General features: G+C 39.0%; 16 protein-coding genes. 12 read left to right on the top strand and 4 right to left on the bottom strand.

Annotated elements, in window-relative coordinates:
• The first annotated feature begins 36 nt into the window (after positions 1-36).
• Positions 37-708, top strand: a complete 672-nt coding sequence (msrA, locus tag A7A78_RS03295; RefSeq protein ID WP_068761024.1) for a peptide-methionine (S)-S-oxide reductase MsrA — start codon at positions 37-39, stop codon at positions 706-708.
• 46 nt (positions 709-754) lie between these two features.
• On the opposite strand, the gene A7A78_RS03290 is transcribed toward msrA, so the two are convergent.
• Positions 755-1,555 (bottom strand): class I SAM-dependent methyltransferase, encoded by an 801-nt coding sequence (locus A7A78_RS03290; RefSeq protein WP_068761023.1) that lies wholly within the window; start codon positions 1,553-1,555, stop codon positions 755-757.
• A gap of 148 nt (positions 1,556-1,703) precedes the next feature.
• Here A7A78_RS03290 and A7A78_RS14960 point away from each other — a divergent pair, with 148 nt between their 5' ends.
• On the top strand, positions 1,704-1,856 hold the full coding sequence (locus A7A78_RS14960) for a lmo0937 family membrane protein (protein WP_117624750.1): 153 nt from the start codon (positions 1,704-1,706) through the stop codon (positions 1,854-1,856).
• 46 nt (positions 1,857-1,902) lie between these two features.
• Here the strand turns inward: A7A78_RS14960 and A7A78_RS03285 are convergent, their stop codons facing one another.
• Together A7A78_RS03285 and A7A78_RS03280 are read right to left on the bottom strand one after the other, a co-directional pair.
• Entirely contained in the window at positions 1,903-2,193 is a 291-nt protein-coding gene (locus A7A78_RS03285) for a GNAT family N-acetyltransferase (RefSeq protein WP_068761022.1), read from the bottom strand.
• Positions 2,184-2,612 carry a (4Fe-4S)-binding protein gene (locus A7A78_RS03280; protein ID WP_068761021.1) on the bottom strand — a complete coding sequence of 143 codons (429 nt, stop codon included), beginning with the start codon at positions 2,610-2,612 and terminating at the stop codon, positions 2,184-2,186. Before A7A78_RS03280 ends, A7A78_RS03285 begins: the two co-directional genes overlap by 10 nt.
• A 67-nt stretch (positions 2,613-2,679) precedes the next feature.
• Here A7A78_RS03280 and A7A78_RS03275 point away from each other — a divergent pair, with 67 nt between their 5' ends.
• Positions 2,680-3,372, top strand: a complete 693-nt coding sequence (locus tag A7A78_RS03275; protein ID WP_068761020.1) for a hypothetical protein — start codon at positions 2,680-2,682, stop codon at positions 3,370-3,372.
• A gap of 8 nt (positions 3,373-3,380) precedes the next feature.
• Here the strand turns inward: A7A78_RS03275 and A7A78_RS03270 are convergent, their stop codons facing one another.
• A complete protein-coding gene (locus A7A78_RS03270) occupies positions 3,381-5,516 on the bottom strand; it encodes a T9SS type A sorting domain-containing protein (protein ID WP_242649245.1) in 2,136 nt (711 codons plus the stop codon).
• Between the two features lie 155 nt (positions 5,517-5,671).
• Here A7A78_RS03270 and kynU point away from each other — a divergent pair, with 155 nt between their 5' ends.
• The 9 genes from kynU (at position 5,672) to A7A78_RS03225 (ending at position 15,690) form a co-directional block, all read left to right on the top strand.
• The gene (gene kynU / locus A7A78_RS03265; RefSeq protein WP_068761018.1) at positions 5,672-6,934 is read left to right on the top strand and encodes a kynureninase; all 1,263 of its coding nucleotides are present in this window, start codon (positions 5,672-5,674) and stop codon (positions 6,932-6,934) included.
• Positions 6,935-7,047: 113 nt separating this feature from the next.
• The gene (locus A7A78_RS03260; RefSeq protein WP_068761048.1) at positions 7,048-8,457 is read left to right on the top strand and encodes an FAD-dependent oxidoreductase; all 1,410 of its coding nucleotides are present in this window, start codon (positions 7,048-7,050) and stop codon (positions 8,455-8,457) included.
• 92 nt (positions 8,458-8,549) lie between these two features.
• Positions 8,550-8,972, top strand: coding sequence for a RidA family protein (locus tag A7A78_RS03255; protein ID WP_068761017.1), 423 nt, complete (start codon positions 8,550-8,552; stop codon positions 8,970-8,972).
• Between the two features lie 2 nt (positions 8,973-8,974).
• Positions 8,975-9,475, top strand: a complete 501-nt coding sequence (locus tag A7A78_RS03250) for a hypothetical protein (protein WP_068761016.1) — start codon at positions 8,975-8,977, stop codon at positions 9,473-9,475.
• 11 nt (positions 9,476-9,486) lie between these two features.
• Positions 9,487-10,932, top strand: a complete 1,446-nt coding sequence (locus A7A78_RS03245; RefSeq protein ID WP_068761015.1) for an aldehyde dehydrogenase — start codon at positions 9,487-9,489, stop codon at positions 10,930-10,932.
• 53 nt (positions 10,933-10,985) lie between these two features.
• Entirely contained in the window at positions 10,986-11,771 is a 786-nt protein-coding gene (locus tag A7A78_RS03240) for an SDR family oxidoreductase (protein ID WP_068761014.1), read from the top strand.
• A gap of 24 nt (positions 11,772-11,795) precedes the next feature.
• A complete protein-coding gene (locus tag A7A78_RS03235) occupies positions 11,796-12,896 on the top strand; it encodes an amidohydrolase family protein (RefSeq protein ID WP_068761013.1) in 1,101 nt (366 codons plus the stop codon).
• Positions 12,880-14,016, top strand: coding sequence for a hypothetical protein (locus A7A78_RS03230; RefSeq protein ID WP_068761012.1), 1,137 nt, complete (start codon positions 12,880-12,882; stop codon positions 14,014-14,016). Before A7A78_RS03235 ends, A7A78_RS03230 begins: the two co-directional genes overlap by 17 nt.
• 117 nt (positions 14,017-14,133) lie before the next feature.
• Complete coding sequence (locus tag A7A78_RS03225; protein WP_068761011.1) at positions 14,134-15,690, top strand: peptide MFS transporter; 1,557 nt, start codon at positions 14,134-14,136, stop codon at positions 15,688-15,690.
• Positions 15,691-15,695 lie beyond the last annotated feature (5 nt).

The raw sequence follows: 15,695 nt of genomic DNA, 5'->3' as shown, positions 1-15,695 counted from the left end.
AAATAAAGTAAGACCTATTGCATAAAACATTTCAATATGAAAAAATTCACAGTTTTAGTTGCAAGCCTTTTTCTATTCACTATGCAAGGCGCTTGCAAACCTTCAAATGAGAATAACAAAAAGGCTGAGACCTTGGCCCAAAAAGAGCAGGCTCCAATTCAAACGGAGTCAGAAAATGGCTTAAAACGGGCGTATTTTGCAAGCGGATGCTTTTGGTGTGTTGAAGCTGTTTATGAAAGTGTAAACGGCGTGAAAGAAGCAATTTCAGGCTATAGCGGCGGAACATTAAAAAATCCCACTTACGAAAACCACGGCAACCACGCAGAAGCGGTTGAAGTTATTTATGACCCCGAAGTTGTAAGCTTCAGTCAATTGGTGGATGTATATTTTGGTTCCCAAAACATAACACAAGTAAATGGCCAAGGCCCAGATCACGGCGGTTCCTATCGCTCTATTGTGTTTTATCAAAATGAGGAAGAAAAGAAAATAATTGATGAAAAAATAGCTGCGCTGAACAAGCAACTGAATGGCGATAAAGTTGCAGCACAGGTTTTGCCTTTTCAAAAATTTTGGGATGCAGAAAATTATCATCAAAATTATGAAAGAAATCACCCTGAAAATCCTTACATCCAAAATGTTTCCATTCCTCGCATAAATAAGTTTAAGGAGAAATTCCCTGAGCTTTTAAAAAAATCGGAAAGTCATTAATTAAAAGATTTTCTTTTAGAATAGCCTAATAAGTTTCCGAAACCTGTTAGGCTTTTTTTGTTGCCTTTACTTCAAAAATTAATGGATACATTTTAGTTGCAAGCTCGAACATCCCTTCATCATTTTTAGTCAACCCCGGAAAAATATCATAAGGGGAAGCATCGTGTTCATTTAAATATTCTATTTGAAGTCCAGCTTTTGAAAGTGAAGTAATCACTTCACCCAAACTGTGGTTCCATCCGTATTCCTTGCTTATCATCTTTGAATTTTTATCGGCATAGGTTCCTTCATATTCCTCATAAATTGTTCCTTTTTGATGATATCCATACTTCATCACAGGCGGTGAAACTGTATAATCAAACATCCAGCAAATGGGATGGAATTCTACAATATAAAAGAACCCACCCGGCTTCAGCCTCTCCGAAATCATTTTCGCCCAAGGTTTTAAATCTGGCAGCCAACCTATGGTGCCATAGCTTGTAAAGACTATATCAAACTTTTCTGATATATGTTTTGAAGTGTCCAAAACATTGCAGCAAACAAAATTTGCATCGAGGTTCAACTCAGTGTTCAATTTTTCTGCAAGTTTAATTCCTTCATCAGAAATATCGATTCCCGTACATTTAGCTCCCATTCTCGCCAAACTCAATGTGTCTTGACCAAAATGACACTGCAAATGCAGAACACTTTTTTCAGAAACATTTTTCAGCGCCGTGATTTCATATTTATTTAAAGAGCATTTTCCTTTTTTAAATTCAGCTACTCCATAAAAATCACTTTCCGCGTGTACTGTAACTTTTTGATTCCAGGTATTTCTATTTGTTTCAAATGCTTTATTAATACTCATTAAAGAAATATTTATGAAATATAGTTTTAAAAGATAATAAAATAATTTTTTGTGATATTTTTTATGGTTTCAGTTAAACATCGGTTAAATATTTACCACAACGTAAATTTTATTGTAGTTTTAAATCACTAACAAAAAACAAACAATTATGAGAGATTTAATTTGGTTAATCGTAGTAATCTTAATAATAGGATGGCTTTTTGGATATTTTTATTTTTCATTGGGAGCCTTTATCCATATTTTATTAGTACTCGCAATTATCGGAATACTTTGGCGTTTGGCCACCGGTCGAAGATTATGATTCTTCATTCCATTAATTAAAAGCCCTTTAAAATTTTAAAGGGCTTTTATACTTTATAACCTTCCGCCAAAATTTCCTTCCACTCGGGATGTCTTTTTACATAACTGGCTATAAACGGACAAAGCGGAACTAATTTTAAATTCTCGTCTTTTATTTGTTGCAAAACTTGCTTTGCCATAGATGACGCAATTCCTTTACCCTCCAATTCAGAAGGAACTTCCGTATGTGTTAAATACATTTTATCTTCTGCGCGGATATATTCTATTAAAGCCAATTTGTTTTCAACTTCAGCTTCAAAGCGCTTTTTTTCTTTATTTTCTTTAATTTTTACTTCCATATATGTTGTTTGTGTGATCCATCACAGAAAGGCTTGTTAACGCTTTCACCACAACGGCAAAAGGCAGTAATCTTTGATTTTTCTTCCGTTCGCCCATCTGGATGGGATAAATTTATTAAGCCGTGAACCATTAATGGTCCGTTTTCAACAACTTCTACTTTTATACTTTTAGAAATTTTTTCGGAATCACTATTTTTGGTTTCAGCATTGTTCATAAAATAGCTTAACGCTCCGCTGGGGCAATTGCTTACCGCATCAATTATATTCTGGGTTTGCGAATTTTCAGTTTGGATCCAAGGTCTTTCTTTCGGTTTAAAAACTTCTGGCAAACTGTGTACACATTTCGCAGAATGTATGCAAAGCTCCGGTTTCCAAACAACCGTGACTTCGCCATTGCTATATTCTTTTGTCTTTCCCATACTTTAAATTTACGAAAAATATGAAAGCAACCAGGGTTTGCCTATTTTTACACAAACTAATTTTATTATGAAAAAGTCCATCTCTCTAGTTTTCATTTCATTTGCCCTAATTTCCTGCAACAACACTAAAAATTCCTCGGGGAAAAACGAAGAAAAGCAGGTTATTTCAGAAGAAAATTTAAGCACCGCCGAAAAGATAGCAGATGCAAACGGCTTTAAAAACTGGAAGGACGTGAGTGAAATTGCCTTCACTTTTAATGCAGATCGCGGTGAAAACCATTTTGAGCGTTCGTGGATTTGGAAACCAAAAACAGATGACGTTTCCTTAATTTCTTCAGAAGGCATCACAATAAATCACAACCGCTCATCCATGGACAGCCTAACCATGCAAACTGACGCTAAATTTATTAACGATAAATACTGGCTTTTGGCCCCTTTCCAAATTGCGTGGGATGAAGGAACCACTTTTTCCGAAAAGGAAAAGGTTTTGGCGCCAATTTCAAAAGACACTTTAAATCAATTGACCATTGTTTATGGTAATGTAGGTGGATATACTCCGGGCGATGCATATGATTTTTTCTACGATAAGAATTATAAAATCAAAGAATGGAATTTCAGACAAGGCAATTCTGAAGCTGTTTCCATGAGTACAACTTGGGAGGATTACGAAAATTTCAACGGGCTTGAAATTGCAAAAACACACAAGGATAGCACAGGAAATTTCAAGTTATATTTCACGAATATTTCTGTGAAAAATTAATTGGGCAACTAATTTTTCAGCAATTTTTGCGTCCAGATTTTTTTCTTTCCATCCCGCAAACTGAAGAAATACAAACCAGGCTTTAAATTTGAAACGTTCATCTCAAACTCAGTATTTGAATTGAAATTTGTGAAGGAAGAAAGTACTTTTCTCCCCAAAACGTCAAAAATAACAGCTTCGTAATTTTTATCGGTTCTGTAAAGCACAGTAATAGTTTCGTTTGCAGGATTTGGAAAAACCACTCCATTATTGGCAATTTCGCCCGTGAAATATTTTTCAGCAAAAGAAAATGCTTCCAGCCCTATTTCTTTTCCAATAATTCTACCGGGAATATCATCCACAGGAACGTGTATTCCTCCCCAAATCCGCGAAAGACTGCATTGGTCCGAAGCATCTCTATAAGTAGCCCACTGCAATTGAAAACTTTTGCTGGGCCCTTCTTCAAAGACTAAAAATTCATTTTTTTCAATATCAAAAGTTCCCATTCCCCCGGGGAAATATTCACTTCCGGTGAGCATCGTCATAACTTCGGCCGCAGCACGCGAAAATGTAGAATGCCCAGAAACATAGCCTGCAAAAGGCGGCGTTACAAAAGACGGTCGTTGATATGGCCACCATTCCGAAGAAAGTATCCACCCCACTCCTGCTTCGTCAATATTTGGATTCACTATATTTTCAGGCCCTCGCCAAGTGTAAAGTTTCATTTTGCCCAAATTTTCGTTGAAAGCTCCCGCTAATGAATCTCCTTCTTTTATCAATTCAATTCTACCTGGAATGATTGGCAATCCATGTGGATCATAACTTGGTTGATTGGGGTCGCTGGACTGCCCTTTTTCACCCATATATCGGATGGCACTCACGGGTCTTATAAAATCATAATAACCCTTAATTCCCCATGCACTCACAGCCACATCGTGCATAGTGCCACCCAAAATAAAATAGCTTTTAGCGTCCCATTCCAAATCTGATAAAATTCGGCCAGAACCTTTAAACTTTTTTACTGTTGCTGGATTGTCGCTAACATAATTTAAAAGAACAAACCAATGTCCGGGAGGAGTTTCGCTGTTGGGACCATCTGCCCAAAATTCAGCCAAGGCTCTTGTATAATCGCCTCTATAAACAATCTGGGGTTGGTAAGGTTGTCCCGTAACAGCATTCATTTCTCTGCCCTGACTTGGATCGCCACCCTCTTCAAAATTGTAAAAATCTTTATACTCCTGAAGTGTTTGTGGGTATAAATCCATACTCAAATTGCCCTTGCTTCTAGGAGAAATATCAACTTTCACACTATCTGCAGGACTAAGGTGGGCACCCCAAGCAGAAACTAAAGAAAAATTCCACTTATAGGCATCTTCTTCCCCCAAACCATCTTGAATATAGCAAGGTGGTCCTGGGTCGTGGTACACCCAAAAATCATAACCCGGAACACTAAAAATAGTCCTATCTTCCTCTTTTAAAGAAAAAGGAGCAACCCTTCCCCACTCCGGGCTTAAAAAAGGCGGCTGCCCGCCGGGGATGTTATGCCCACTTTGATCCACGTAGGCCTCAATTTTTAATGGCTGCCAATTATTTGGAAATTGCAAATCAGGGTTTCCCGAAATATCCATATTCAGTGGCTCATTCAAAGGTTCGTAAAACTGGTTGGCGTAATTATTGGCCTCATTGGAACCATCCTGTAATCCAAATTCAATGATTTTTTGAGCCATATAATTTCCCAAAGCGGCAGGGTTTCCGTTATGGTAATTGGTATCAGTATAATTCTTATCAAAGCCCAGATTATCCATTAAATTATCAATAGATTCCATAATCTCCAGAGCTTCAGGGGAATTGGAAAAACGTTCCTGCATCAATCTATAAACCCCATAACTTATTGCTTTTCGCTGTGCTTCCGCAATAGATTCTTCGGTTTCAAATCCATCAAATTCACAAGTAAAACTATCTACTGTTTTCCCGAGGAAATAAGTGTCAGCCTGATCATTAAAAGCCGCCCACATATCATAAATAATTACTGAGGAATGAAACAGGTTTCTAGCGTGAATTGTTGGACGTGCATAATCGTTTCTAATTCCGTTCAACACTTCTTCATTCCATTGGCGCGCAATAGATTGCGAAAATATTGCCCCGGACAGTAATAAGAAAAACATTAAAAGTAGCTTTCGAAACATCGATAAAAAAATTATAAACTTCGGTTTTGTCATTTTGAGACTGCCGAAGGATAGAAGTTTGGATATTATGCTACAAATTAAACGAATATTAATTCCTATTTTTGTGAAAAGGCGAAAAAATTTAACTCACCCGAATGTTCCAAAACTCATTAGAATACGCAAAACAGCAAGATGCCGAAGATTCTTTGGCTTCTTTCAGAAATAAATTTCACATTCCAAAAAATGATAATGGCGAAGAACTGATCTATCTCTGCGGAAATTCCCTTGGTTTGCAGCCAAAAATCACTTCAGAATATATAAAAGAAGAATTGACAGATTGGGCAAATCTTGGCGTTGAAGGTCACGTGGAAGGCAAACACCCTTGGCTGCCCTATCACGAATTTTTGACCGAAAACATGGCAAAAATCGTTGGCGCAAAACCTTCGGAAGTGGTTGTAATGAATACATTGACAACCAATCTTCACTTGATGATGGTTTCATTTTTCCAACCCACCGAGACAAAATATAAAATAGTAGTAGAAAGCGATGCTTTTCCAAGCGATAAATATGCGGTTGAAAGTCAACTCAAGTTTCACGGAATTGATCCAAAAGATGGTTTAATTCTTTGGAAACCCAGAAAAGGCGAGGAACTTTGCCGTTTTGAGGATTTAGAGGAAATTATGAAAAATCAAGGAAACGAAATCGCTTTGCTGATGATTGGTAGCACCAATTATTACACGGGGCAATCTTTTCCCTTGAAAAAAATTACAGAACTCGGACACAAATACAACTGCTTGGTTGGTTTCGATTTGGCGCACGGCGCTGGAAACATTCAACCAAGTTTGCACGAAACGGGAGCCGATTTCGCTGTGTGGTGTACCTATAAATATTTAAACAGTGGCCCGGGAAGTCTCGGGGGCTGCTTTGTGCACGAACGCCACGCAAACAATGAAAACCTAAACCGTTTTGCGGGTTGGTGGGGTCACAACAAAAAAACGCGTTTCAATATGCGGCACGAATTTGACGCCTTGCCCGGCGCAGAAGGTTGGCAACTAAGCAATCCTCCAATTTTATCGATGGCGGCCATTCGTGCGTCTTTGGACACTTTCGCGGAAGCAGGTTTTGAAAATATTCGCAAAAAATCTGAAAAACTTACTGGCTTTTTAGAGTTTCTATTGGATGAAATGAAAAACGAATCCATCAATGTAATCACTCCAAGAAATCCCGAAGAACGCGGATGCCAACTTTCAATTCAAGTGAAAAATGCAGATAAAAATTTACACACAAAATTGACCGAAGCCGGCGTGATAAGTGATTGGCGCGAGCCGGATGTAATCCGCGTTGCCCCTGCCCCACTTTATAATAGTTTTGAGGATGTTTTTAAGTTCTCGGAAAAATTAAAGGAAGTTTTAAAGTAATTGTTATGTCCCCCCGAGCGCAGTCGAGGGGTCTATTAAAAAATCATTAATAAAAAAGTATCGGCTTTAGCCTGCCTTGAGCGCAGACGAAAGGCTCGACCGGACAAATGAAAATGAGTAAACAAAATATATTAATCATCGGCGCCGGCCTCTGCGGAAGCCTTCTCGCACTGCGAATGGCTCAGCGTGGTTTTGAAGTAACCTTAGTAGAAAAACGTCCCGATTTGCGCAAAGTAACCCAAGATGCCGGACGTTCCATAAACTTAGCTTTGAGTGATCGTGGGTTACGTGGTTTGCGTCTTGCAGGTGTTGAGGAAGAAGCCAAAAAACTCTGCATCCCAATGAACGGGCGGATGATCCACGATAAAGCGGGAAACACTTTTTTGAGTCCTTATAGCGGTAGAAAAGATGAATACATCAACTCTATTTCGCGTCCCGGATTGAATATGCTTTTACTCGACGAAGCCGAAAAAATGCCGAATGTGCAACTCATTTTCAACCACGCGTGTGAAGATGTTGATTTGGAAAATGCTTCGGCTACTTTCAGGAATTATAATTCAAAAGAAGAAATCACTATTTCAGCCGATGCTATTTTCGGTACTGATGGCGCAGGTTCCGCAGTCAGAAAAAATATGTTTGACAGTCATAAATTTCTGTTCAGTTTTTCGCAGCAATGGCTTAGCCACGGCTACAAAGAGCTTGAAATTCCAGCTGCCGAAAATAACGGATATAGAACCTATAAAAACGCCTTGCACATTTGGCCGCGTGGCGAAGATATGCTGATTGCGCTTCCAAATCTCGATGGAAGCTTTACCGTTACGTTATTTCTGCCGTATGAAAACAGCGATTACTGTTTCGCAAATTTGACTTCGCCAGAAATGGTGCACGAATATTTCAACAAAGAATTTCCCGATGTGGTGGAAATGATTCCAAACCTTTCCGAAGAGTTTTTCGGAAACCCAACCGGGCCTTTGGGAACCGTAAAATGTTCGCCTTGGAATAGTTTTGGAAAGGTACTTTTGCTAGGCGATGCCGCACACGCAATCGTTCCATTTTACGGACAGGGAATGAACGCTTCGTTTGAAGATGTTGTGGTTTTTGATGAAATTCTTGAGAAATATACTTTCGAAGAAAATATAAATTGGAATAACTTTTTTAAAGAATACGAAGCGCTTCGGAAAAAAGACACGGACGCAATTGCAGATTTGGCGGTGGATAATTTCCACGAAATGAAAGAACATACCGCAATGGAAATTTTCCAAAGAAAAAGAAAGCTGGAAACCGCTTTTGAAGCCGAATTCCCCGAAGAATATTACAGCAAATATTCTTTGGTTACCTTTAAGGAATCAATTACCTATTCCGAAGCATTAAAACGCGGGAGAGCTCAGGACAAAGCGATTTTAAATCTTTTGGACGACGGAAAAATAAAAGACGAAATGTCGCTAAAAGAAAAACTGGAACTGGTAAAAAAAGAAACCGAAGCCATTCTTCACGATGATGAAGTGGCCGGAAATTTAAAATAAACAAAATGTCAGGCTGAGCGCAGTCGAAGCCCGATTGAAATTGTAACTTAAAAACACTTCGACTGCGCTCAGTGTGACAAAAAAGTAATAGAATGAGTAACAAAAGCAGATTAGTAGAAGGAAAAGCAACGCCGCGCGGCGCATATCCACATGTAAAACGCGTGGGCGATTTTATATTTATAAGCGGAACAAGTTCGCGTCTGCCGGACAATACCTTTGCCGGCGTTCATAAAATTGACGAAATGGGCACGATGCATTTTGATATAAAAGAACAAACCCGCGCCGTACTTGAAAACATAAAAGATTATTTAGCCACGGAAGGGGCAACTATGGCAGATGTTGTGGATGTAACAAGCTTTTTGGTAAATATGAATGACTTTGCGGGTTATAATCAAGTGTACGCTGAATATTTTAATAAGGAAACGGGACCAACTCGTACTACCGTTGCTGTGCATCAATTGCCGCATCCTTATTTAGTTGTTGAGATTAAGGCGATGGCTTATAAACCACTATAAAAATGAGAATACTTACATTTTTATTAATTTTCAGCACTTCACTCGGTTATTCCCAAACGGCTGAATATGGAAAATTGACTAAAAAATCCGAATACAAAATCTATCTAACAAGAACAGGAGATACTTTAAAAGTTGGAGATACATTGACTGTTGGAATTCCAACTTCTGATTTAGGCTTCACTTATATTTCACAAGGCGGCCAAAGAGTATCAAACACTTTGTCTGATAAAAAAGTGATAGTGGATAAATTAAAAACATATGGAAATAAGAGTAGTGGATATAAACTCTATGCGCATTTCAAAGGATATGGTTTGTTGCCTGTTTTAATAGATTATGATATTGCTCTGGAACTTGGCGAAATTAAAAATACGAACATTAAGATAACTAGAGAACAAGCGATTGCAAAATTGAAAGAGGCTAAAGAATTATTGGATTTAGAAGTAATAACTTTAGCAGAATATGAAAAATTGAAGACCGAATTGACGCCTCTAATTATGAATTAAGAATAGAAATATTGAAAATCCTAAACTACATAAACGGCGAATACGTAGAACCGCTTTCCAAAAAATGGTTGGATAATTACAATCCTTCCAATGGCGAAGTGTATTCCCAAATCGCCAATTCAAATTCGGAAGATATTGAAAACGCATATCAAGCCGCAAAAGCAGCATTTCCAAAATGGAGCAACACAACCATTGACGAGCGCAGCAAAATTCTTCTAAAAATCGCCGATTTAATTGAAGAAAAACTAGTTGAATTGGCGGAAGCCGAGGCAAAGGATAACGGGAAACCATTGAGTTTGGCTTTGGCAGTTGATATTCCCAGAGCCTCTGCAAACTTTCGATTTTTTGGAAATGCAATCACCCAATTTTCAAGTGAAGCCCACGAGAGTGTAGGGTTAAATACGATGAATTTTACTTTGCGCCAGCCGCTTGGCGTTGTGGGCTGTATTTCGCCGTGGAACCTTCCGCTTTACTTATTCACTTGGAAAATTGCGCCCGCAATTGCCGCGGGAAATACACTAGTCGCAAAACCCAGCGAGGTTACACCAATGACGGCTTTTCTTTTAGGCGAAATTTGCACAGAAGCTGGTTTGCCAAAAGGAGTTTTAAATATTGTTCACGGCACGGGACCTTCCGCAGGGCAAGCGATTGTAGAGCATAAAAATATCAAAGCAATTTCGTTTACAGGTGGAACCAAAACCGGTGAACACATTGCCCGAACCGCAGCGCCAATGTTCAAAAAACTTTCTTTGGAACTCGGTGGAAAAAACCCAAACCTCATCTTTGCCGATTGCAATTATGAAAAAATGCTGGAAGTAACAGTGCGTTCCTCCTTCGCAAACCAAGGCCAAATTTGCCTTTGCGGAAGCAGGATTTTTGTTGAAAAACCGATTTACGAAAAATTCAAAAAGGATTTTGTTGAAAAAGTAAAACAACTCAAAATCGGGAATCCCTTTGATGCCGAAACCAATTTGGGCGCTTTGGTTTCCAAACCACATTTGGAAAAAGTGGAATCGTATATAAAAATCGCTGAAAAAGAAGGTGGAAAAATTCTTTGCGGTGGAAACAGAGTAAGCGTAAAAGGTTTTGAAAACGGCTATTATTTAGAACCAACAGTTATCGAGGTATTTGATGACCAATGCCGCGTAAACCAAGAAGAAATCTTCGGTCCCGTGGTTACATTAATGCCTTTTGAAACTGAGGAAGAAGCTTTACAAATGGCTAACTCCGTGAAATACGGTTTGTCATCAACACTTTGGACTTCAGATTTGAACCGCACGATGCGCATTTCAAAAGAAATTGAAGCGGGCATTGTTTGGGTAAACACTTGGCTAAACCGTGATTTACGTACGCCTTTCGGCGGAATGAAAGACAGTGGCGTGGGTCGCGAAGGCGGTTTTGAAGCACTTCGATTTTTTACGGAGGCGAAGAATGTTTGTATTAGGTATGAGGGATGAGGAATAAAAAAATTGAGAATTGAGAATTAAGAATTGAACATTGAATATTGACTATGAATTTAGACTTAACAGATAAAAACGCCCTAGTGTGCGGAAGCACCGCTGGCATTGGAAAAGCAACCGCTATTCAATTGGCAAAACTTGGGGCGACCGTAACTTTGGTTGCACGTGATGAAGCAAAATTGAAAGAAACATTGATAGAACTTCCTTTTGAAAAAGGCCAAAAGCACAACTATTTTGTAGCAGATTTTACGAATCCGCAACAATTGAAAGACAAAGTGGAAGTTGCTGTTTCCAACAAAATATTTCACATTTTAGTTAATAATACGGGTGGTCCAAAAGGCGGTCCAATCTTTTCCGCAGGAACTGACGAATTTGAAAAAGCCTTTTCAATGCACGTGGTTTGTAACCAGATTTTGGCCCAAGCCGTTGTTCCCGGAATGAAAGAAGCCGATTATGGAAGGATTATCAATATAATTTCCACTTCGGTAAAACAACCTATCGATGGGCTGGGCGTGAGTAATACAATTCGTGGTGCCGTTGCTAGTTGGAGTAAAACTTTGGCGAATGAGTTGGGCCAATTCGGGATAACGGTGAACAATGTTTTGCCAGGTTTTACAGCTACAGACAGATTGGATGACATTGTTGGAAATGCTGCAAAACGCATGAATAAAACCGAAAAAGAAGCCAGCGAGTTTATGAAAAGTCTTGTTCCCGCAAGACGTTTTGCACAACCAGGTGAAATTGCAAATGCCGTGGCTTTCCTCGCCAGTGAAGCCGCCAGCTACATCAACGGAATAAATCTTCCCGTAGATGGCGGACGCACCAAAAGTTTGTAACTTTAGCATTCCTTAAATTTTCATATGAGACGAAAACTTCGCATTAACGGCCATTCACATTTGCTTCCTTATCCCGAGGAAATTCCACAGTTTATGCAGGATAAGGGAATTTTTTGGGTAGATAAGGACCGAAAATTTATGCTTCAAAAAGATTGGAGCCGTCCGGTTACCGATTCCAGTTTTTTTCTGAATGAAAAACTGGAATGGATGGAGCGTTTCAAAATAGATCACGCCGTGGTTTTAAATCTTTCCCAACTCTACGGAAACGGTTTACGTGTGGAAGAAATGAAGCAGGCATTGCGTTTTCAGAATGATTTCAACGCAAAAATTCAACATAACCATCCTTCAAAATTTACCTGCGGTTTTGTGGTACATCCCGGTTTTGTTCGTGGCGCACTTTGGGAAATTGAACGTTGTGTGGAAACTTTAGGGCTTCAGCTTTTGTGTTTGCCCACGCATTATATGGATACAATTGGAACTTGGCGTTGCATTTTTGACGAAGAAAACGAACCTATTTTTGAACTCGCTTCAAAATATAATCTTGCAGTTGAAATCCATCCTTACGACGGTGAAAAATTCATAAAACTTGAAAATACTTCGTGGCGTTTTCACCTTATTTGGATGCTTGCCCAATGTGCAGATGCATACCATTTCTTGACTTTGAACGGTTACGCAGATAAATATCCCGGAATGCGAACCTGCTTTGCGCACGGCGGCCAGTTGGCACAAATAAATCTGGGGCGAAGGATACAAGGTTTTGACGGCCGTCCCGATCTTTTTAAAGGAAAAACGCATCCACGGAAATCGGTTGGGCACAAAAATATTTTCTTCGATACTCTACTTCACGATACAGGAGGTTTGGAATTATTGGTAAAAAATCAAGGCTACAAACAAGTGCTTATGGGCTTGGATGATCCATATCCATTGGGAGAAATGGAAAGCGCTGTGCAATCTTCCTATCCTGGAAAAATTCTGGATTTGGCGGTTGACCGTCACATATTGACTCCAGAACAATGCGATGCCATTTGGGACGAAAACGTAATCCAATGGCTGTGCGGTGATGACGAAAAAGCAAAAGAAAAATTAGTGAACAGAATTCTCGGCGAAGATGACGGAAGTAGCTAAATTCTATATTCTTTCACACATTTGTATCGCCTTTCTTGGCGGGGTTTTGTTGCTTGCGCTTTGGTATAATATACGCAACAGATTCAGCCAACTTTTGGAAGAAGACGATTCCCAAAAAAGGGTTGATAAAGGTTTGCTTTATTTAAGTTGCGCCATGTTTGTTTGGGTGCTTTCCGGCTGCTGGATTTATGGCGGAACCGTTTTCAACTACACACAAACCCAGGGTTACAATATTGCCGTAAACCTATTTTCCATCGTAAACAATATGTTTTTGTTGCTCGCGCTTTTTTACTTTTATTATGCGCCTGGTTTTATTTATCACAACAAAAAAAACATCAAAAAAATTATTGCGGTTATTGTTTTAACCTCGATTCTCACCTTCATTCTGCCTTTTGTTTTAGGGGAAGGAAATGTTGTCAGAAATATAAGAATTAGTGGAATTCCAGATTTATTGCTCTCCGCTTTTTTGTGTTATTTATTGGGAGTTTCGTTCTATAGAACCTTTGCTTATAGAGGTTTGAAAGTGATTGGCGTCATTTCGATTTTGGTGATAGTTTTGATTTTCGTTTCCCAGATTTCTGAAGTTTTCCTAACCTTCGGAAATGATTTCAGCAATAATTTCATCAAAATAATTGCGAAAACTTCTTTGATTTCTATCTTTTTGGTGTTGGCGACAACTTGGGTAATTCGGCTTGCAAGCACACCAAAACCGAATGAAATTACAATCCATTTTTTGGATTGGAGTTTGGTAAAATTGAACATTCCAACAAAAAACATTTACGACCAAACCATCGATTTTGGTTCAAAAACGACTCAATATAAAAATCTTCTGAAATTTGCTATTAGAAGAAAATTTGCTGAAGGCGATTCGCAAACCATTCCCGTAAATCTGGGCGGCGAGATAAAAAACCAAACCTACCTCACCCGAATCATTGAAAATATCAACGATATTCTTCAATTGGACGATTCGCAAAAACTCGACCGTCGCGACCTTTTTACCTTTATTGGCGAAAGCAAATACCGTTTGCGGATTGTTCCGAACAACATTTCCATCGACAAAAGACTGCTAGAGGAATTCTCTGAAAGCGCCGAAAACAAAGACTATAAGGCGTTTTTGTAACTCATTGTAACCGCATTCACAATTAATCACATTCCACTATTTTTTGGTATAATTTGAAACCGCGAACGTTTCCATTTACAATCCGTTCTACATTCGTCCAAACTTAAATTTTCAGTTATGGGCAATGTAATCTCCGAAACAGAACAACCACAACTTTTCGGCCATCCAAAAGGTCTTCTTTATCTATTTTTCGCAGAATTGTGGGAGCGCTTTTCCTTTTACGGAATGCGCGCTTTGCTTGTTCTTTATATGACAAAACATTTGTTGTATGATGACGATATGGCTTTCGGGGTTTATGCGGCTTATATGTCTTTGGTTTACGTAACACCGATGATTGGCGGGATTTTGGCCGATAAAATTTTGGGTTACCGAAAAGCAATTATCCTCGGTGGGATCTTGATGATTTTTGGACACTTTTTTCTTTCCATTGAAATGCCCATTTTCTTTTATGGTTCGCTGGGATTGATAATCGTTGGAAATGGTTTTTTTAAACCTAATATTTCTTCCTTTGTGGGAGAATTATACGCCCAAGGCGATGCGCGTCGCGATTCAGGTTTTACTATTTTTTATCTCGGAATAAATTTGGGCGCAGCAATCGCGCCTCTTTTGTGTGCTTGGTTTGCCATTACATACGGTTGGCATTACGGCTTTGTTTTGGCGGGAATTGGAATGGTTACCGGACTTCTGGTTTTTAAAAGCGGGTTGAAAAATAATGTCTTCGGAAATAAGGGCCATGTGCCAAATCAACAGCTTTACGAGCGGAAAAAATTCGGATTAAATCGCGGGAAATGGATTGTTTTGGCTTCCATCGCTTCGGTTGGGATTTTTGCGACGCTTGTCCGTTTTAATGAATTTGAAGGGTATTTGGTGTGGATTGTTTCCGCATTTTTGGTTTTTTACATTGGGTATATTCTTACAAAAGTGACTTCAAAGGAAAGAAAACGATTGCTCGTGGCGGTTTACTTCACCATTTTATACACTCTTTTTGCCGCCATTTTTGAACAGGCCGGAAGTTCGCTGACACTTTTTGCAGATAGAAATGTGAACTTAGTGGGAATGGACGCCGCTGGCACCAACAGTATTAATGCGGGCTTTATAATTCTTTTTGCTATCCCATTTTCAATGCTTTGGACTTTTTTAAGCCGAAGAAAAATAAATCCTAATTCTGCCGTAAAGTTCGGGCTTGGATTATTATTTCTCGGTCTCGGTTTTATCGTTTTTGCCCTTTCGGCACACAGTGTTGATGATTTTGCAAAAACCTCGATGATTTATTTGGTAATCGGTTATATGGTTTTGACGGTTGGGGAACTGTTCCTCTCTCCCATCGGACTTTCAAAAATGACGGAGCTTTCGCCTTTAAAATATGTGGCTTTCATAATGGGCGTTTGGTTTTCAGCGAATTTTTACGGACATTTTTTTGCAGGAAAAATTGCAAAACTAACTACAGTTTCTGACGGAAGCACCAATATTTTTTCCGAAGGATTCTTCGGAAATATTACAGAATACATCACTGGATTAACGCCACAGATTGCTTCGCAAAACAGCGATTCATTTCAACAGTTGTTTTCTTATGTATCCGTGTATGCAAGTTTTGGGGTAATTAGCGTGATTGTAGGTATATTTGCAATACTCATTTCGCCAATTATTAAGAAAATGATGGGCGGCATTCACTAAAAATT

The sequence above is a fragment of the Aequorivita soesokkakensis genome, from assembly GCF_001641085.1.
In the GTDB taxonomy this organism is placed as follows: Bacteria; Bacteroidota; Bacteroidia; order Flavobacteriales; family Flavobacteriaceae; genus Aequorivita; species Aequorivita soesokkakensis.
Note: the sequence above shows the minus strand (reverse complement) of the source record. Positions and strands in the feature narration are given on the sequence as shown.